This is a genomic window from Mesorhizobium sp. B4-1-4, from assembly GCF_006439395.2.
Lineage (GTDB): Bacteria > Pseudomonadota > Alphaproteobacteria > Rhizobiales > Rhizobiaceae > Mesorhizobium.
On the sequence record NZ_CP083950.1, the window covers coordinates 1,230,197 to 1,247,178 of the forward strand.

General features: G+C 61.6%; 18 protein-coding genes. 10 read left to right on the top strand and 8 right to left on the bottom strand.

The genetic code is table 11. The features are described from left to right. Positions 1–112 precede the first annotated feature (112 nt). Together FJW03_RS05805 and FJW03_RS05810 are read left to right on the top strand one after the other, a co-directional pair. Positions 113–589: a DUF3828 domain-containing protein gene (locus FJW03_RS05805; RefSeq protein ID WP_140762962.1), complete on the top strand. Its 477-nt coding sequence runs from the start codon at positions 113–115 to the stop codon at positions 587–589. Between the two features lie 4 nt (positions 590–593). Next, positions 594–1,190 carry a hypothetical protein gene (locus FJW03_RS05810; RefSeq protein WP_140762959.1) on the top strand — a complete coding sequence of 199 codons (597 nt, stop codon included), beginning with the start codon at positions 594–596 and terminating at the stop codon, positions 1,188–1,190. 8 nt (positions 1,191–1,198) lie between these two features. Here the strand turns inward: FJW03_RS05810 and queF are convergent, their stop codons facing one another. Then, the gene (queF, locus tag FJW03_RS05815; RefSeq protein ID WP_140762956.1) at positions 1,199–1,660 is read right to left on the bottom strand and encodes a preQ(1) synthase; all 462 of its coding nucleotides are present in this window, start codon (positions 1,658–1,660) and stop codon (positions 1,199–1,201) included. A 134-nt stretch (positions 1,661–1,794) separates the two neighbouring features. Here queF and FJW03_RS05820 point away from each other — a divergent pair, with 134 nt between their 5' ends. Then, positions 1,795–3,840 (top strand): FAD-dependent oxidoreductase, encoded by a 2,046-nt coding sequence (locus tag FJW03_RS05820; RefSeq protein WP_140762953.1) that lies wholly within the window; start codon positions 1,795–1,797, stop codon positions 3,838–3,840. 281 nt (positions 3,841–4,121) lie between these two features. Here FJW03_RS05820 and FJW03_RS05825 read toward each other — a convergent pair whose 3' ends face one another. Next, positions 4,122–4,529 (bottom strand): hypothetical protein, encoded by a 408-nt coding sequence (locus FJW03_RS05825; protein ID WP_140613234.1) that lies wholly within the window; start codon positions 4,527–4,529, stop codon positions 4,122–4,124. Between the two features lie 228 nt (positions 4,530–4,757). On the opposite strand from FJW03_RS05825, the gene FJW03_RS05830 reads away from it, so the two are divergent. Beyond that, the gene (locus FJW03_RS05830) at positions 4,758–5,189 is read left to right on the top strand and encodes a MarR family winged helix-turn-helix transcriptional regulator (RefSeq protein ID WP_140738355.1); all 432 of its coding nucleotides are present in this window, start codon (positions 4,758–4,760) and stop codon (positions 5,187–5,189) included. A 369-nt stretch (positions 5,190–5,558) separates the two neighbouring features. On the opposite strand, the gene FJW03_RS05840 is transcribed toward FJW03_RS05830, so the two are convergent. Continuing rightward, positions 5,559–5,801, bottom strand: coding sequence for a polysaccharide deacetylase family protein (locus tag FJW03_RS05840; RefSeq protein WP_226890600.1), 243 nt, complete (start codon positions 5,799–5,801; stop codon positions 5,559–5,561). Positions 5,802–5,876: 75 nt separating this feature from the next. Beyond that, positions 5,877–7,949 (bottom strand): putative bifunctional diguanylate cyclase/phosphodiesterase, encoded by a 2,073-nt coding sequence (locus FJW03_RS05845; RefSeq protein WP_140696088.1) that lies wholly within the window; start codon positions 7,947–7,949, stop codon positions 5,877–5,879. 308 nt (positions 7,950–8,257) lie between these two features. On the opposite strand from FJW03_RS05845, the gene FJW03_RS05850 reads away from it, so the two are divergent. Next, positions 8,258–9,445, top strand: a complete 1,188-nt coding sequence (locus FJW03_RS05850; RefSeq protein WP_140613231.1) for a glycine C-acetyltransferase — start codon at positions 8,258–8,260, stop codon at positions 9,443–9,445. 52 nt (positions 9,446–9,497) lie between these two features. Next, positions 9,498–10,532, top strand: a complete 1,035-nt coding sequence (gene tdh / locus FJW03_RS05855; RefSeq protein WP_140762950.1) for an L-threonine 3-dehydrogenase — start codon at positions 9,498–9,500, stop codon at positions 10,530–10,532. Between the two features lie 180 nt (positions 10,533–10,712). Here tdh and FJW03_RS05860 read toward each other — a convergent pair whose 3' ends face one another. Next, positions 10,713–11,156 carry a MarR family winged helix-turn-helix transcriptional regulator gene (locus FJW03_RS05860; protein WP_140609921.1) on the bottom strand — a complete coding sequence of 148 codons (444 nt, stop codon included), beginning with the start codon at positions 11,154–11,156 and terminating at the stop codon, positions 10,713–10,715. Between the two features lie 90 nt (positions 11,157–11,246). Here FJW03_RS05860 and hmgA point away from each other — a divergent pair, with 90 nt between their 5' ends. The 4 genes from hmgA to FJW03_RS05880 all read left to right on the top strand — a co-directional run bounded on the left by hmgA (position 11,247) and on the right by FJW03_RS05880 (position 15,095). Beyond that, positions 11,247–12,560, top strand: a complete 1,314-nt coding sequence (gene hmgA, locus FJW03_RS05865) for a homogentisate 1,2-dioxygenase (protein WP_140609922.1) — start codon at positions 11,247–11,249, stop codon at positions 12,558–12,560. Positions 12,561–12,570: 10 nt separating this feature from the next. After that, entirely contained in the window at positions 12,571–13,425 is an 855-nt protein-coding gene (locus FJW03_RS05870) for an MBL fold metallo-hydrolase (RefSeq protein ID WP_140609923.1), read from the top strand. 91 nt (positions 13,426–13,516) lie between these two features. Next, positions 13,517–14,548, top strand: coding sequence for a fumarylacetoacetate hydrolase family protein (locus tag FJW03_RS05875; protein ID WP_140609924.1), 1,032 nt, complete (start codon positions 13,517–13,519; stop codon positions 14,546–14,548). 10 nt (positions 14,549–14,558) lie between these two features. After that, positions 14,559–15,095, top strand: coding sequence for a DinB family protein (locus FJW03_RS05880; protein ID WP_140609925.1), 537 nt, complete (start codon positions 14,559–14,561; stop codon positions 15,093–15,095). An 18-nt stretch (positions 15,096–15,113) separates the two neighbouring features. Here the strand turns inward: FJW03_RS05880 and FJW03_RS05885 are convergent, their stop codons facing one another. The 3 genes from FJW03_RS05885 to hppD all read right to left on the bottom strand — a co-directional run bounded on the left by FJW03_RS05885 (position 15,114) and on the right by hppD (position 16,886). Beyond that, positions 15,114–15,491, bottom strand: a complete 378-nt coding sequence (locus FJW03_RS05885; RefSeq protein ID WP_140609926.1) for a type II toxin-antitoxin system VapC family toxin — start codon at positions 15,489–15,491, stop codon at positions 15,114–15,116. Beyond that, complete coding sequence (locus tag FJW03_RS05890) at positions 15,488–15,712, bottom strand: type II toxin-antitoxin system Phd/YefM family antitoxin (protein WP_023813589.1); 225 nt, start codon at positions 15,710–15,712, stop codon at positions 15,488–15,490. The genes FJW03_RS05885 and FJW03_RS05890 overlap by 4 nt, the downstream gene beginning before the upstream one ends. Before the next feature lie 61 nt (positions 15,713–15,773). Continuing rightward, entirely contained in the window at positions 15,774–16,886 is a 1,113-nt protein-coding gene (gene hppD, locus FJW03_RS05895; RefSeq protein WP_140762947.1) for a 4-hydroxyphenylpyruvate dioxygenase, read from the bottom strand. Positions 16,887–16,982 lie beyond the last annotated feature (96 nt).

A 16,982-nucleotide genomic window follows, 5' to 3' on the forward strand; every position in this document is an offset into this window, starting at 1 on the left:
TGATCCGTGCAAGCAGACGAGCCGCCCGAAGGCTTCATGAGCCGCAAAAAAGCCGATATGCACGATGCGTGGTATTTGATTGCCGTCCGCAGCCAAACATTCGGGGAAATCCATGAAACTGCTGCTCGCTGCCATCCTGTTGATTGCCGCACCCGCCGCCGCTTGGGCTGGTTCGGCGTCCGACGCCGTGAAGTTCTTCTATGTTCCGCAGGTCAAGTTCGAAGCCGACGCACAATACCGGGATCGCTTCACCGAGCCGGTGACGAAACTGTTCGATCTCAACGACCAGGCAGCCAAGAAGAATCCGGACCAGGTCGCCTGCATCGACTTCGACCCTGGTCTGGATGCGCAGGATTTCGACCAGAAGACCGTTTCCAAGACCCTGAAACTGTCCGAAACGGTGGATGGCGATACGGCGCAGGTGGTGGCGAACTTCAACCTTTTTTCGGAAGGTGACGATTCACCGCGCGAAATGCACTGGTCGCTGAAGAAGGTCGATGGCAAGTGGAAGGTATCGGATATCGCTTCCAAGACCAGCGACTGGACGCTGAGCCAACTCGAATGCATGACGGGCCAAGATCAGGAGTGATGCGATGGCCCGTCGTCCGATCCTGGCGCTGTCGGCCATGTGCCTGTTGGCGGGTTTGAACGGCGCCGCTGCCCAGGGGTTGCTCGGCGCGCCGCCGGCAAACGCTCCGGCCGGGACCGTGCCGGGCGACAGCGGTTCGCCGCCGGCGAATGCGCCCGGCGGAGCCGTGGAGCCTGCAACGCCACCAACTGCCGGCGGACCTCCGGCTCCCATCCAGCCAGGGTCGCCGACGGCGGTGGTGAGGCCGTTCTACGATCAGGTCGGCCTGGAGATCGATCCCTCGCAGCGCGGCCACTTCGTGGATCCGGCGAAAACGGTGCTCGACAAGAGCGATGGGTTGCGCAAATCCGGGCAGGGCGAGTGCCTCGACCCCAACATGGCGCTCGACAATGCCGACTACGACAAGGACGAGATCGACAAGAGCCTGAAGACACTCGAGGCGATCAATGGCGATCAGGCCAAGGTCATCGTCGCCTTCGTCGTCGCCGGCAATCCGCACCGCCTCGAATGGAAGCTCAAGAAGGTCGGCGGCGAATGGAAGATATCGGACCTTTTGTCGGTGACCGGCGAATGGGCGCTCAGCCAATATCAATGCGAATGACGGTCGAACTAGCCGCGCCCGCGATAGGGGGCCACGCCGGTGTCCGGCAGCCAGGCGCCTTCCGGCGGAGCGCCGGTTTGCCAGAAGACGTCGATCGGGATGCCGCCGCGCGGGAACCAGTAGCCGCCGATGCGCAGCCACAGCGGCTTGGTCGCCGCCACGATGCGCCGGCCGATCATGACGGTGCAGTCTTCATGGAAGGCGCCATGGTTGCGAAACGAGGTCATGAACAGCTTCAGCGACTTCGATTCCACCAGCGCTGCGTCGGGTGCGTAGTCGATGACGATATGGGCGAAATCCGGCTGCCCGGTGACCGGGCACAGCGAGGTGAATTCCGGGCAGGTAAAGCGCACGATGGCGGGCGGTCCGTCACCGCGCGTAAACGGCACGGTCTCCAGGACCGCCTGTTCGGGGCTCTGTGGCGTCTCGACATGCGCCCCGAGCTGGGTGAGGGTTTTGGTATCAATCATGAGTGGCTCCTTGGTGTTGGCCGCTGGAAATTCCACGGCAGCGAACACGAAACAAAGGTCGAACAAGCCCCGCATCCATTTGGCTGCGGCGCATTTGGGCGCTCATTAGCACAATTTCAAACGGCAGGAAGACGATGACCAGCAACGACCCGCTTCTCCAACCCTACCAGCTCAAACATCTGACGTTGAAGAACCGGGTGATGTCGACCAGCCACGAGCCGGCCTATTCCGAGGACGGCATGCCGAAAGAACGCTACCGGCTCTATCATGCCGAAAAGGCCAAGGGCGGCATGGCGCTGACCATGACCGCCGGCTCGGCCATCGTCTCGCGCGACAGCCCTGCCGCCTTTGGCAATCTGCATGTCTATGAGGACCGGATCGTGCCGTGGCTCAGCGAGCTCGCGGATGCCTGCCACGAACATGATTGCAAGGTGATGATCCAGATCACCCATCTCGGCCGCCGCACCGGCTGGAACAAGGCCGACTGGCTGCCGGTGCTCTCGGCCTCGCCGGTGCGCGAGCCCGCACACCGTGCCTTCCCCAAGACCATCGAGGACTGGGACATCGAGCGCATCGTCGCCGACTATGCGTCCGCCGCCCAGCGCTGCCAGGCCGCGGGCCTCGACGGCATAGAGTTCGAGTCCTACGGCCATCTTATGGATGGTTTCTGGTCGCCGGCCACCAACCATCGCGACGATGAGTTCGGCGGCTCGCTCGACAACCGGCTGCGCTTCACCGACATGGTGCTGGACGCGGTACGGGCGGCGGTGGGCGACAAATTTGTCGTCGGCATCCGCATGGTCGCCGACGAGGATTTCGAGAAAGGCCTGTCCAAGGAGGAGGGCATCGAGATCGCCAGGCGACTGGCCGGTTCGGGTAAGGTCGATTTCCTCAACATCATCCGCGGCTCGATCGAGACCGATGCCGCCCTGACGAAGGTCATCCCGGTGACCGGCATGCGGTCTTCGCCGCATCTCGATTTCGCCGGTGAGGTGAGAGCGGCGACAAAGTTCCCGACCTTCCACGCGGCGCGCATTTCCGATGTCGCCACGGCGCGCCACGCGATTGCCACCGGCAAGCTCGACATGGTCGGCATGACCCGAGCACATATCGCCGACCCGCACATCGTCAGGAAGGTGATGGAGGGCCGCGAACATGAGATCCGCCCGTGTGTGGGCGCCACCTATTGTCTCGACCGCATCTATGAGGGCGGCGAGGCGCTGTGCATCCACAATGCGGCGACCGGCCGCGAGGCCGATATCCCGCACATCATCGTCAAGACGGACGGGCCGAGCAAGAAAGTCGTTGTCGTCGGCGCCGGTGCCGGCGGACTGGAGGCGGCGCGCGTAGCGGCCGAGCGCGGCCATCAAGTCATGGTCCTGGAGGCGTCGTCACAAGCGGGCGGCCAGGTGCGACTGGCGACGCAGAATCCGCGCCGCAAGGAGCTGATCGGTATCATCGACTGGCGGCTGGCTGAACTCGACCGGCTCGGCGTCGAAATCCGCTACGATACCTGGGCGGAGAAGGACGACGTTCTGGCGCTGGCGCCCGATGTGATCGTCATTGCCACCGGCGGCCTGCCGCAGAATCCGCCGCTGACGGCGGGCGACAGTCTCGTGACGTCGAGCTGGGACATCATGGCCGGCAGCGTCAAGCCGGCCGAAAATGTGCTGCTCTATGACGACAATGGCGGCCATCAGGGCATGGGCGCGGCCGAACTGATCGCCAACAGCGGCTCGAGGCTGGAACTGGTTTCGCCGGAACGCTTCTTCGCGCCGGAAATGGGCGGCATGAACCACGTGCCGTATGTCAGGGCCTTCCAGGAAAGGGGTGTCACAGTCACCATCAACACGCGCCTGCGTTCAGTGCGGCGCGAGGGCAATCAACTGGTCGCGGAACTCGCTTCGGATTTTGCCGATGGCTGGCGCGGGGAACGCAGGGTCGACCAGGTGGTGGTCGAGCACGGCACGGCGCCGCTCGACGACCTCTATCTCTCATTGAAGCCGCTCGCGAAGAACGGCGGCGCGGTCGACTATGAACGCCTGGTCAACGGCGGCGACATCTTTCCCGCGCGCAATCAGCAAGGAACCTTTGTGTTGTTCCGAATCGGCGACGCCGTCGCCTCGCGCAACATCCATGCCGCCATCTATGACGGCATCAGGTTCGGCCTGCGGATCTGATCCGCGGCTAGCCTAGATCGGCATGTTGAACGGCCTTATGATCTGGATGCTGGATGCGCCCGGCGCGACCGATTTCGGCAACGCGCCCTGTGCCCGCATGATGTGGACGCAGGCCGTGCGCATATCTTGCCGGAGATCGTGATACAGCACGGCCGAGATGCGTCGGCGTTGGTGGCGCGCGGTCTGGCCTGCATACGAGAGCCCATCTATGCCGGCCTGGCCGCGCGCCCGCACGTCATTGGCTCATCGCCGGGCAACGTGCGATCTTTGTAAGCGTATGTTCAGATCATCCTGGCGGTCGCCATGCACAGCACGGTGACCACCAGCAGCCATGCGGCGATGCGTTCGCCCATCGCCATTCTGGCGCGCAATCGAGTTGCGATTTCCGCATTGGCGCCGGCAAGCTGCCTGCTGGGCGCTCTGACCATGGCGCCGAGCACGCCGGCGGCGGCGAATGCGGCCAGGATGCCGAGCGCCAACACCATTTCCATCGAGCCGAAATAGGCGCCGTGGAAAAAATACCACAGCAGCGCCCCGGTCAGGAAGACCATGCCGGCCGCGCCCATCTGCGGCTGGATGAAGCGTTCCGCCTTGATCTCTGGATCGCGGGCAAGCGTGATGGTGGTGCCAGCCCAGAACACTCCCGCCATGACGTGAAGACCGATGACGACGATGTAGACATATTGCATGCCGACTCTCCTCTCTCGCTTGCTGCGCTCTGATAGTTAGATATCTAACTGTTAGATGTCAATGTATAATCGCGAACCTGTTCCATCCATGGAAAACACCGTCCAGAGCCGGATGATTTCAGGTCGATCGACCTGAAATCTGAATGCGCCTCTAGATCAAAGGGATAGAGCATGACATCGTCCGAAAACCGCTTCACACTTTTTGGCATCATGCTCTAGTGTCCGGCAATGACGCCCTTTGAACGCCCGCCTGTCGGCATGAATCTCGGCCGCACAGCCAAGCTTGTTGCACAAGCCTTCGATGCCGCTTTGGTTGAAGCGGGCGGGACCTTGCCGGTCTGGCTGACGCTGCTGTCTGTCAAGTCGAGCAAGCAGGCCAACCAGCGCGAACTCGCCGGCATGATCGGCATTCAGGGGGCGACACTGACCCATCATCTCAACGCGATGGAGACACAGGGCCTGCTGACCCGCCGCCGCGATCCCGTCAACCGTCGGGTTCATCTGGTCGAACTGACAGAGGCGGGTGAAGCGCTGTTCGAGACGTTGCGGCAAGCAGCGCTCGTCTTCGACAAGCGGCTTCGCGCAGGATTGTCCGATGAGCGGCTGAAGGAGTTCGCGGACATGCTGGCGTTGTTGCGTGCCAATGTCGGCGGGATGTGACGACCGCATTGTTTCGGAACATCTATTCCTGTCCGTTGTCACGGCATCGGAAATCTCAGCCGGAATAGCCAAAGGCCGAGCGCGAAGGAGCGACCACGAAAGCCGCTTTGCTCCGCGACTGGTGGCAGGCGATCGAGTGTCTTTATGGAGCGCGGATTCTTCCCTTTGATTTGCGCGGCAAATGCCGCCGGAGCCATTCTCGATCGTGCAAGGGGACATCGGCCAGGATACGAGGATATAGCGATCGCCGCGATGGCTGAGGTTCGTGGGCTGACGATATTGACGGAAAACGAGCGCCATTTTGCACCTCTGGGGGTGCCAATGCTGAATCCGCTGAAGGTCCTTCCGCCGCTCCCCGCGGCCAATCCATCACTTTAATCGTAGCCAGCGATTGGCGCGCCGGACCAGCGCGCTGTTGGATGCACCGGCCTCAGGATGCATGCCGACCATGAACAGCGTTGCTGGAACCTGCTCCACCTCCAGCACGTCGAGGATGTTGCTGGTGCCGTTCAGTGGCCCATCGTCGAAGGTGAGATAAATGATGCGATCCGCCCCATGGGCCGGCAACGCGGACATAAAAATGGCCGTCAGAACAAACCGAACGAATGTCATAAGCCGCCGTATCCGTTTACGATCACGGCAGGCCGCCCTTTTCGTGGCTGGTTGTCAAGACGGGCCGGGTTCTACCTACGCCAGGCTGCCTTGCAGCACTGTCAGCCTGGCCTTCTTCGGCATGCGGGCCGTCAGCCATTCCAAAGCCTTGTCGTGCGGCATGGGGAAGGCGATCGAATAGCCCTGCACCTGATCGCAGCCGATCGCCATCAGCGAGTCGAGCTCGGCCTCGGTTTCGGCGCCCTCGGCGACGATCGAGATGCCGAGGCCGCGGGCAAGTTCTGTGATGGCGCGCACGATCTTGGAGTTGTCGCCATTCTCATGGATGTTCTGGACAAAGCGGCGATCGATCTTGAGCCGATCGATCTCGTTGGGATTGACGTGGCTCAGCGAGGCATAGCCGGTGCCGAAATCATCGAGCTCCAGATGGACGCCGGCTGCCCTGATGTGACGAAGCTTGGCCGCGATGCCTGTCTTCTCATCGTCCAGGATGACGGACTCGACGATTTCCAGCGACAGTTTCTGCGGCGGCAATCCGGCCTTCTCCAGTGTCTCGAACAGGAACGTATCGAAATCGTGCTCGCGCAACTCGGTACCAGAGACATTGACGGCAAGCCGGCCGAAGGCAATCCCGGCACGGTTCCATTCGGCTGCCTCGCTGATCGCCTTGCTGATCACGATGCGACCGATCTCCGGCATGAAGCCGCATTTCTCGGCGACCGGAATGAATTCGCCCGGCGAGATCATGCCGCGCTTGGGATGGTTCCAGCGCACGAGGGCCTCGATGCCGCTGATGGTGCCGTTTGTCAGGGAAACCTGCGGCTGGAAATAAACCTGGAACGCTTTTTCCGAAATGGCGACCTTGATGTCATGCTCGAGCTGCTTGCGGTAGTCGAGCTCGCGACGCAGCTCCTCCGAGAAGAACGAGAAGTTGCCGCCGCCCATCTTCTTGGCTGAGTAGAGCGCCAGATCGGCATGGACGAGCAGGTCCTGGGCATTGTCGGCATCGATCGGATAGACGGCGATGCCGCCGCTGGCGCCAGGAAGAATGGTGGTGCCCTGGAAAATGATGGGCTCATTGATGTGCGCAAGGATACGCCGTGCCAGCATGTTGATATCTTCGGTGCTGCCGGCCCCATTGAGGATCATCACGAATTCGTCGCCACCGAGCCGCGCGCACAGATCCGACGCCCGGCAGGAATCGCGCATGCGCTGCGCCGTCACCACCAGGACGTAGTCGCCGGCGGCGTGGCCAAGCGTATCGTTAATCTGCTTGAAGCGGTCAAGGTCGAGCTGGACTACGGCCAAGCGTTCGCGCCGGCGATGCGCGCCCTTGATCAGCGTGTCGAAATGGTCGGTCAGGAAGGTGCGGTTGTGCAGGCCGGTCAGGCCGTCGTGAACCGCGATGAAGGCCATCGAATTGCGCGCATCGACCAGTTCACGCGTCTTGCGCAGGATCGCGTTGGACATCGGCCTGAAGATGAACAGCGCGACCAGCAGGATGACGCCGAGGGTGGCGAAGAAGAGCGTGCGATGGAGGGCGAGCAGCTTTTCGGAGCGCTCGTCGGCATCGGCGCTGATACGCTGTCCGAGCGCGGCATAGCCCGACAGGGTGGCATTGGCGACCGAGGCATCCAGGTTGACGCGTTCGGCGCCGCCTTTGTAGCCGCCATTGTCGGGATGGTTGAGTTGCGATTCGAAGGCGGAGACCAGACGGTCGCCATTTGCGATCAGGCCAACCGAAAAATAGTCGAGATGGAAGGGCTTGGCGAAAAGCACGCTCTCGATCGATTTTGAATTGAGCTTGGCCGGCGATTCCGGCTTCGCCCCCGTCTGCTTGAGCAGCAGATCGTAGTTCGTCTCGAACTCTGCCGTAGCCTGCTTCAGAGCGCTGACCAGCGCCGGCTGCTTGTCGCGAGAGGCGGCGCCCGTTGCGCTGGCAAGAAAGACGATGCGCTGCGACAATGTTTTCTGCGTGCCGACGATGTCGAGCAAGGTGTGGTTGTGCTGCTGCGTGGCCATCGTCTGCTGCAGCAGGACGAAGGAGGCCGCCACCATGGCGGCAATGATCAGCAGCGCCAGCCAATAGCCGGCCTTGATCAGCAGGATGAGCTTGCCTGAAACGGTTTGCACCGGCTGCTGCGACATTTTCGGGGGCGGCCTCTCGCCAACGGATTCCTGTGTGAGCACCATTGAAGCGTAAACGTTAACAGGACTGGAAATCGACGGTCGGCCGGCAAGGGGCAAAGGGGTAAAGATCGCGAAATGGTTATCGGGTTCTTGCGCGGTCGGCCCGCATTTGAACATTCGTCGTCCCGTACGTCCCCGCATGATCATTTGAGCGATACCCGTGGCGTCTCAGCCGATGCTGCCCGGCCACCCGATCCGGTCGCTTTTACGATGGATTTTTTGCGCTGGGGGGACGACAGTCTGCCCACGTCAAACGAGGCCTGATCATGACCGCAGCATTTCTCTCCCATATCGACAGCGAGCTTGCAGGACTGAAATCCGCCGGCCTCTACAAGTCCGAGCGGGTGATTTCCTCGATGCAGTCGGCGCAGATCGAGGTCGGCGGCGAGAGAGTACTGAATTTCTGCGCCAACAATTATTTGGGCCTCGCCGACAGCGCTGATTTGCGAACGGCGGCCAAGCAGGCGCTCGACCGTTATGGCTACGGCATGGCGTCGGTGCGCTTCATTTGCGGCACGCAGGAGGAGCACAAGCAGCTCGAGGCGACGATTTCATCTTTCCTGGGCCTGGAAGACACCATTCTCTATGGCTCCTGCTTCGACGCCAATGGCGGCCTGTTCGAGACGCTGCTTGGTGAGGAAGACGCTGTTATCTCGGATGCGCTGAACCATGCCTCGATCATCGACGGTGTCAGGCTGTCGAAGGCTAAGCGCTTTCGCTACGCCAACAACGACATGGCCGACCTTGAAGCGCGGCTGAAGGAAGCGAAGGACTGCCGCTTTCGTCTGATTGCCACCGACGGTGTGTTTTCGATGGATGGCATCATCGCCAACCTCAAGGGGGTCCGCGATCTCGCCGACAAATATGATGCGATGGTGATGGTGGACGACAGCCATGCGGTCGGCTTCGTCGGCAGGAATGGCCGTGGCTCGGCCGAACATTGCGGTGTCGAGGGCAGGGTGGACATCATCACCGGCACGCTGGGCAAGGCGCTCGGCGGCGCGTCCGGCGGTTACACGTCGGGCAAAAGCCAGGTGGTCGACTGGCTGCGCCAGCGCTCGCGGCCCTATCTCTTTTCCAACACGTTGATGCCGGCGATCGCCGGCGCCTCGATCAAGGTGTTCGACCTGATCCGCCATGGCGATGCCTTGCGCGAGCGCCTATATGCCAATGCGGCGCGATTCAGGTCCGAAATGGGCAAGCTCGGCTTCACGTTGGCGGGAGCGGATCATCCGATCATACCGGTGATGCTGGGCGATGCGAACTTGGCGCAGGAGATGGCGGCACGCATGCTGAAACGCGGCATCTATGTCATCGGCTTTTCCTTTCCGGTGGTACCGAAGGGCCAGGCGCGCATCCGCACCCAGATGTCGGCGGCGCATTCCACCGCGGATATTGACCGCGCGGTGGCGGCGTTTGGCGCGGTCGGCAAGGAACTGGGCGTGATTTCCTGAACGGCCGGTACCGAAAAACGATTCCGGATCAAGAGATTCAAGGGACAAAAGCATGTCGAACATGATGAAGGCACTGGTGAAGGCCAAGGCCGAACCGGGCATCTGGATGGAAGAGGTGCCGGTGCCGGAGATCGGCCCCAACGATGTGCTGATCAAGGTGAAGAAGACCGCGATCTGCGGCACCGACGTCCACATCTACAATTGGGACCAGTGGGCGCAGAAAACGGTGCCGGTACCGATGGTGACCGGCCATGAATTCGTTGGCACCGTCGCTGATTTCGGTGCGGCGGTCACCGAATACAAGGTCGGCCAGCGCGTTTCGGGCGAGGGGCACATCGTCTGCGGCCATTGCCGCAACTGTCGCGCCGGGCGAGGGCATCTCTGCCGCAACACGCTCGGCGTTGGCGTCAGCCGGCCGGGCGCTTTCGGCGAGTATCTGGCGATCCCGCAGCACAATGTGGTACCGATCCCCGATGACGTGCCGGACGAGGTCGCGGCGATTTTTGATCCCCTCGGCAATGCCGTCCACACCGCATTGTCTTTCGATCTGGTCGGCGAGGATGTGCTGGTCACCGGCGCCGGGCCGATCGGCATCATGGGCGCGTTGGTGGCGCAATGCGTGGGCGCCAGGAAAGTCGTCATCACCGACATCAACCCGGTGCGGTTGGCCTTGGCGAAAAAGCTCGGCGTCCAGCACGTCGTCGATGCCTCCAAGGAAAAGCTGCGCGACGTCATGCCGGCGCTCGGCATGACGGAGGGGTTTGACGTCGGCCTTGAGATGTCGGGTGCCGCACCCGCCTTCCGCGACATGATCGACACCATGAACAATGGCGGCAAGATCGCCATCCTCGGCATCGCGCCGACCGGCTTCGAGATCGACTGGAACAAGGTCATCTTCAAGATGCTGCACCTGAAAGGCATTTACGGGCGCGAAATGTTCGAGACCTGGTACAAGATGATCGCGCTGGTGCAGGGGCCGCTGGATGTGTCGGGGTTGATCACGCACCGGATCGGCATCGACGATTATCAGGCTGGGTTCGATGCGATGCGCAGCGGCAGCTCGGGCAAGGTGGTGATGGATTGGTGAGGGGCGTTGATAGAGACGTAGAGTTCCTTCGCCCCCTCTGTCCTGCCGGACATCTCCCCGAAAGACCTGTGTGGGCGAAGAGCGCCACCCTATCCTATCCTTCGTCATTCTAGGGCGGAGCAAGGAGCGAAGCGACGCCCGCAGACCCTAGAATGACGAAGGATAGGGCGGCGTTCTTCGCTACGCTGCAGATAACGCCACCTCCAGCGCCGCCACGCCTCTCACGATCGCCGCCCGTTCCTCCGCACTCAGCCTCGCCAGCAACTCCCTTTCAAACGCCTTTGCCAGCGGCACCATCTCCCGATAGGCCGCGAGACCCGCTTTGGTCAGCGCCAGATGCTCGACACGGCGATCATTCTCGTCCGGCACACGCGTCAACCACCGCCGCCGCTCGAGCTCGGCGACCGCGCGCGACACCTTGGTCTTGTGCATGGCCGACTGCTCGCCGAGCTCCGTGGCCGTCATCGTGCCGCGCTGGCCGATCCCGGAAAGGGTACGCCATTCCGGCCGGGTCAGGCCGTGGCGCTCCTTGTAGATGCGCGAGAATTCGCGGCTGACTGCGTCGGCAAGCCTGTAGAGCCGATAGGGCAGGAAGCTTTCAAGTTCTAGGATTTCGGGTTCCATGATACGCACCGAGGATGCAGCGTTCGCCGTTGATAGTTACATTTTCAATGGTTACAAATGAAACCAATTTGGTCAATCGGGGAGGAAGCGATGGCCTTTTCCTATATGCCGGGTTTCGGCAACGACTTCGAAACCGAGGCGCTGCCCGGCGCGCTGCCGCAGGGGCGGAATTCGCCGCAGCGGCCAGCCTACGGGCTCTATGCCGAGCAACTCTCGGGCTCACCCTTCACCGCGCCGCGCGGCACCAATGAGCGCTCCTGGCTTTATCGCATCAGGCCAAGCGTAAAACACACTGGCCGATTCAAGCCGGCTAACTATCCCTTATGGAAGACAGCCCCCAATGTCGGCGATCATGAACTGGCGCTCGGCCAGTATCGCTGGAACCCGGTGCCGATGCCGAAGGAGCAGACCGATTTCATCCAGGGCATGCGCACCATCACCACGGCCGGCGACGTGCTCGGCCAGACCGGCATGGCAGCCCATGTCTATGTCGCCAACACATCGATGATCGATGATCATTTCTTCAACGCCGACGGTGAGTTGCTGATCGTGCCGCAGGTCGGCGCCTTGCGCCTTGTCACCGAGATGGGCGTCATCGAACTGCGGCCAGGCGAGATCGCCGTATTGCCGCGCGGCCTCGTGTTCAAGGTCGAATTGGTCGACAAGGAAGTACGCGGCTATGTCTGCGAGAACTACGGCGCCAAGCTGACCTTGCCCGACCGTGGCCCGATCGGCGCCAATTGCCTTGCCAATCCGCGCGACTTCAAGACGCCTTGCGCCTGGTTCGAGGAGAAGGAGACACCGTGCCGGCTGACCGTGAAATGGTGCGGCAATTTCCACGTCACCGACCTTGGTCATTCACCGCTCGACGTTGTCGCCTGGCACGGCAACTACGCACCCTACAAATATGATCTGGCGACGTTTTCGCCCGTCGGTGCGATCCTGTTCGACCACCCCGATCCGTCGATCTTCACCGTCCTGACGGCGCCGAGCGGCGAGGAGGGCACCGCCAATATCGACTTCGTCATTTTCCCGCCGCGCTGGCTGGTGGCGGAAGATACGTTCCGGCCGCCCTGGTACCACCGCAACATCATGAGCGAGTTCATGGGCCTGATCCACGGCCAGTATGATGCCAAGGAAGAAGGGTTTGTGCCCGGCGGCATCAGCCTGCACAATCTGATGCTGGCCCATGGCCCGGATGCGCCTGGCTTCGAAAAGGCCTCGCGCGCGGACCTGAAACCGGTCAAGCTCGACAACACCATGGCCTTCATGTTCGAGACGCGTTTTCCGCAGATGCTGACCCGCTACGGCGCCGAACTGGAAACCCGGCAGGACAATTACATCGACTGTTGGGCGGATCTGAAGAAGCGGTTCAATGGCACGCCGGAGGGCGATTGGTCTTGAGGTTCGTCCGATGAGCGACCGGCTGGTGCTGCTGGGCTCCAAGGGCGGTCCGGCGCTGAGGCCTGGCGGACCGTGGCCGAGTTCATCTCTGCTTGAGATCGGCGGGCGAGCTATCGTCGTCGATTGCGGGCTTGGCGTGACGCGCGGTCTGGTCGATGCCGGCATCGGCCTGAAGGCGCTCGACCTGATCTTCATCACCCATCTGCATTCCGACCATGTGCTGGAACTCGGGCCGCTGATCCATACCGCCTGGACGGCCGGACTGGCGACGCTGGTCACCGTGTTCGGTCCGCCCGGCACCGGCCACTACTGGCAGCGCTTCTGCCAGGCGATGGAATTCGACATCGAGATCCGAATTGCCGATGAGGGTCGGCCGGACATCCGCGAACTGGTTTCGATTGAGGAATTCGGCGAAGGCCAGGTGGTCGAGCAGAATGGCCTGAAGGTGACCGCGCTTCGCGTCGATCATCCGCCGGTGACGGACTGCTTTGCCCTGCGCTTCGAGCACGCCCCCAAATGCGTGGTGTTCTCCGCCGACACGGCCTTCTTTCCGCCGCTCGTCGATTTTGCCACAGGTGCCGACATCCTCGTCCATGAAGCCATGCTGGAGCAAGGCATCGAGCGTGTGGTTGCCAGAACCGGCAATGGCGCGCGGTTGAAAGAGCATCTGCTCGCCAGCCACAGTTTTGCCGGGGACGCCGGGCGCATCGCCAGCGATGCCGGTGTGAAGAGGCTGGTGCTCAATCATCTCATTCCCGCCGACGATCCCGGGATCAACGAGGCCGATTGGATCGCCGCTGTCAGGAAAACATGGGCCGGCGACTTGACGATCGCACGCGACGGCCTTGTTGTGGAACTCGCATGATCCCGAAAAGTGGGAACCGGTTTTCGGAAAGGATCATGCGTAAAGCAAAAGACCAAAGCAGCAGCAAAGCTGCACAAGGAGGGGAAATCGCATGAAGCTTGCCACATTGAAGGACGGGACGCGCGACGGAAAACTCGTTGTCGTCTCGCGCGACCTGACGCGCTTCACCGATGCCTCGTTCCTGGCGCGCACGCTGCAGGCCGCCCTCGACGACTGGCGCAGGATTTCCCCGCATCTGGCGACCATCGCGGAATCGCTGGAGAACAATGCGATGCCGTCTGCCCGCTTTCACGAGCACGACGCGCATTCGCCGCTGCCACGCGCCTATCAATGGGCTGATGGATCGGCCTATGTGAACCACGTCGAATTGGTGCGCAAAGCGCGCGGCGTTGAGATGCCGGCGAGCTTCTGGACCGACCCGCTGATCTACCAGGGCGGGTCCGATTCCTTCATTCCACCCCGCGATCCGATCCGCATGGCCGACGAAGCCTTCGGCATCGACATGGAGGCGGAAGTGGCCGTCGTCGTCGACGATGTGCCGATGAGCGCCAGCCTCGATGAGGCGCGCGCCGCCATCCGGTTGGTCATGCTTGTCAATGATGTCACGCTGCGCGCGCTCACCGGGCCGGAGCTGGCCAAGGGCTTCGGCTTCTTCCAGTCGAAACCATCCTCGGCCTTTTCGCCGGTCGCGGTGACGCCGGATGAGCTGGGCGACGCCTGGGACGGCGGCAAGGTCAGCCTGCCGCTGCTTGCCGATCTCAACGGCAAGCCATTCGGCCGCGCCAATGCCGGCGTTGACATGACCTTCGATTTCCCGGCGCTGATCGTGCATGCCGCCAGGACAAGGCCGCTGGTGGCCGGCACCATCATCGGCTCGGGCACGGTCTCCAACAAGCTCGACGGCGGCCCCGGCAAGCCCATCTCGGCTGGTGGCGCCGGCTATTCCTGCATTGCCGAACTGCGCATGATCGAGACAATCGAGACCGGTGAGCCGAAAACGTCGTTCCTGCGCTTTGGCGACACGGTGCGCATCGAGATGAAGGACAAGGCCGGGCATTCGATCTTCGGCGCGATCGAGCAGAAGGTCGAGAAGTACGAGGGGGTAGGGGCTACGAGAGGTTGAGGTTTCATTGATGAACCTTCTGAATCACATGCGCCGCATGGCCGGCAACAATCTCTGGTCGAACGACCGGCTCTATCGTGCCGTACTGTCGCTCCAGCCGGGTGAATTCGAGGCCAAGCGCACCAGCTTCTTTCCGTCGATCAAGGAGACGCTCAACCACATACTGGCGGTGGACCGTCTCTATCTCGATTTTCTGGAAGAGGGCGGCGTCGGGGCAGCAGTCTATGACGATTTCGTGCCGTTCGACGACCCCGTGGACCTAGCGGCGGCGCAGGCCGATTTCGATCGCAGGCTCGTTGCTTTCTGTGATGGGTTGTCGGAGCTCGACCTCGACCGCCGCGTCAACACCGACCGGCGCGAGGATGGCATGATTCCGGAAAAGATTGGGGACATCCTCGCCCATGTCCTCCTGCACGACATCCATCATCGCGGTCAGGTCCATGCGATGCTGTCCGGCACCTCGGTCGCACCGCCGCAGTTGGACGAGTTCCTGCTCGATTATGACGTCAAGGTTAGGCAGGAGGAGGTTGAGAGGCTTCGGCTCTGATACCAACCGCCTGGCTAATCACGCTACAGCGACATCGTAACGGGCCAGATGCGGGTCGGAAGTAAGGATGGTCAAGTTTTCCACTTGCGCCTGCGCGATCAGCAATCTGTCGAACGGATCGCCATGGTGGTGGGGTAGGCCGCTGATGGCATTCGCATGCTGTAACGTCACAACGAGCGGCTGAAATCGCATCTTTGGAAGCAACGTCGGCAGATCATCCGGCGCATTGAGTTTTCCGATCGATCGTTTGATGGCAATTTCCCAGATGCTTGCCGCGCTCGCAAACACCACCGCTTCCGAAGCCAAGATGGCGCGGTGATGCTCGCTGAGACGTCGATCGTCCGAAATCGACCAGAGGATGATATGTGTGTCGGCGAGAAAGGGGCCGACCGTCATTTTACGTACTCGTCCCATTCGGGACCGAGTTCGTCAAAATCGTCCGCAATCCAGATTTTGCCCTTCAATGCGCCGATACGGGGCAGAGGTTCGGCCGCTGCCGGAGGTACAATGCGCGCTGCGACCTTGCCGTGCCGAGTGAGTACGATCTCCTCACCTGCTTCCGCGCGGCTGACGAGTTCGGACAATTTGGCCTTGGCTTCGGCGATAGAAACATTCATGTGCTCGACCCTTCATGACTAGAATTTAGGTCATAATCGGTCGAGCCGCAAGAACTCCCATCTATTCCGCGGCCTGCACTTTGATCACGCCGCGTTTGATCTGGTCCTGCTCGATTGACTCGAACAGGGCGCGGAAATTGCCTTCGCCAAAGCCCTCGTCACCCTTGCGCTGGATGAACTCGAAGAAAATCGGCCCGATCACGGTTTTGGAAAAGATCTGCAGCAGGATCTTGGTCATGCCGCCATCGACCACGCCCTCGCCGTCGATCAGGATGCCGTGCTTCTTCATGCGCTCGATCGGCTCGTCATGGCCGTTAACGCGTTCATGCGACATCTCGTAATAGGTGTCGGGCGGACCTGGCATGAATTTCAGGCCGTTGGCGGCGAGCTTGTCGGTGGCCTCGTAGATTTCGTCGGTGCCGACGGCGATGTGCTGGATGCCTTCGCCATTGTACTTCTTCAGATACTCGGCGATCTGGCTGGTCTCGTCCTTGGATTCGTTGAGGGGAATGCGGATCTTGCCACAGGGCGAGGTAATGGCGCGGCTGACAAGGCCGGTGATCCTGCCGTCGATGTCGAAGAAATGGATCTGCTTGAAGCCGAACAGATTGCGGTAGAAATCCCACCATTTGTCCATCTGGCCGCGATAGACATTGTGGGTGAGGTGGTCGAGGAAATAGAAGCCGACCCCTTGCGGCCGCGGGTCGCGCGCACCGAGCCATTCGAATTCGGCATCATAAGCCGAGCCCTTCTTGCCATAGGCATCGATGAAATAGAGCAGCGAGCCGCCGATGCCGACGATGGCGGGCACGTCGAGCGCCTTGTCGTCGCCTTCGTAGGGCGTCGCACCCTTCGAGACGGCATGCTCGAAAGCATGCCCGGCATCGACCACGCGCCAGGCCATCGAGGCGGCGCAGGGGCCATGCTTGTCGACGAACCTCATCGCATGCGAGCCTGGTTCGGCATTGACGACATAGTTGATGTCGCCCTGGCGCCAGACGGTAATGTCTTTGGTGCGGTGCTTGGCCACCGCCATATAACCCATCCGGGTGAACAGTTCGGCCAGCTTCTGCGGTTCTGGATGCGCGAACTCGACGAACTCGAAACCGTCGGTGCCTGCGGGGTTGTCTTTACTGATTTTTGCGGGCGGGGCGTCGTGCGGGAAGGGACCCATGGCTATCCTCCAAAAATGTGAGGTGGCCGCGTTGGACCACACATAGCGTGAGGATAATGCAAATAGGCTGCACGGTGCTTGCATTCAAACGCTTGA

Excerpts from the sequence above, each read along its gene's own strand:
- FJW03_RS05890 (WP_023813589.1), bottom strand. The coding sequence starts at position 15,712 with ATGAATGTTTCTATCGCCGAAGCCAAGGCCAAATTGTCCGAACTCGTC.
- FJW03_RS05875 (WP_140609924.1), top strand. The coding sequence starts at position 13,517 with ATGAAGCTTGCCACATTGAAGGACGGGACGCGCGACGGAAAACTCGTT.
- hmgA (WP_140609922.1), top strand. The coding sequence starts at position 11,247 with ATGGCCTTTTCCTATATGCCGGGTTTCGGCAACGACTTCGAAACCGAG.
- queF (WP_140762956.1), bottom strand. The coding sequence starts at position 1,660 with ATGATTGATACCAAAACCCTCACCCAGCTCGGGGCGCATGTCGAGACG.
- FJW03_RS05805 (WP_140762962.1), top strand. The coding sequence starts at position 113 with ATGAAACTGCTGCTCGCTGCCATCCTGTTGATTGCCGCACCCGCCGCC.
- FJW03_RS05850 (WP_140613231.1), top strand. The coding sequence starts at position 8,258 with ATGACCGCAGCATTTCTCTCCCATATCGACAGCGAGCTTGCAGGACTG.
- FJW03_RS05880 (WP_140609925.1), top strand. The coding sequence starts at position 14,559 with ATGAACCTTCTGAATCACATGCGCCGCATGGCCGGCAACAATCTCTGG.
- FJW03_RS05840 (WP_226890600.1), bottom strand. The coding sequence starts at position 5,801 with ATGACATTCGTTCGGTTTGTTCTGACGGCCATTTTTATGTCCGCGTTG.
- FJW03_RS05860 (WP_140609921.1), bottom strand. The coding sequence starts at position 11,156 with ATGGAACCCGAAATCCTAGAACTTGAAAGCTTCCTGCCCTATCGGCTC.
- FJW03_RS05810 (WP_140762959.1), top strand. The coding sequence starts at position 594 with ATGGCCCGTCGTCCGATCCTGGCGCTGTCGGCCATGTGCCTGTTGGCG.
- FJW03_RS05885 (WP_140609926.1), bottom strand. The coding sequence starts at position 15,491 with ATGACGGTCGGCCCCTTTCTCGCCGACACACATATCATCCTCTGGTCG.
- FJW03_RS05845 (WP_140696088.1), bottom strand. The coding sequence starts at position 7,949 with ATGTCGCAGCAGCCGGTGCAAACCGTTTCAGGCAAGCTCATCCTGCTG.
- FJW03_RS05830 (WP_140738355.1), top strand. The coding sequence starts at position 4,758 with ATGACGCCCTTTGAACGCCCGCCTGTCGGCATGAATCTCGGCCGCACA.
- FJW03_RS05820 (WP_140762953.1), top strand. The coding sequence starts at position 1,795 with ATGACCAGCAACGACCCGCTTCTCCAACCCTACCAGCTCAAACATCTG.
- tdh (WP_140762950.1), top strand. The coding sequence starts at position 9,498 with ATGTCGAACATGATGAAGGCACTGGTGAAGGCCAAGGCCGAACCGGGC.
- FJW03_RS05825 (WP_140613234.1), bottom strand. The coding sequence starts at position 4,529 with ATGCAATATGTCTACATCGTCGTCATCGGTCTTCACGTCATGGCGGGA.
- hppD (WP_140762947.1), bottom strand. The coding sequence starts at position 16,886 with ATGGGTCCCTTCCCGCACGACGCCCCGCCCGCAAAAATCAGTAAAGAC.
- FJW03_RS05870 (WP_140609923.1), top strand. The coding sequence starts at position 12,571 with ATGAGCGACCGGCTGGTGCTGCTGGGCTCCAAGGGCGGTCCGGCGCTG.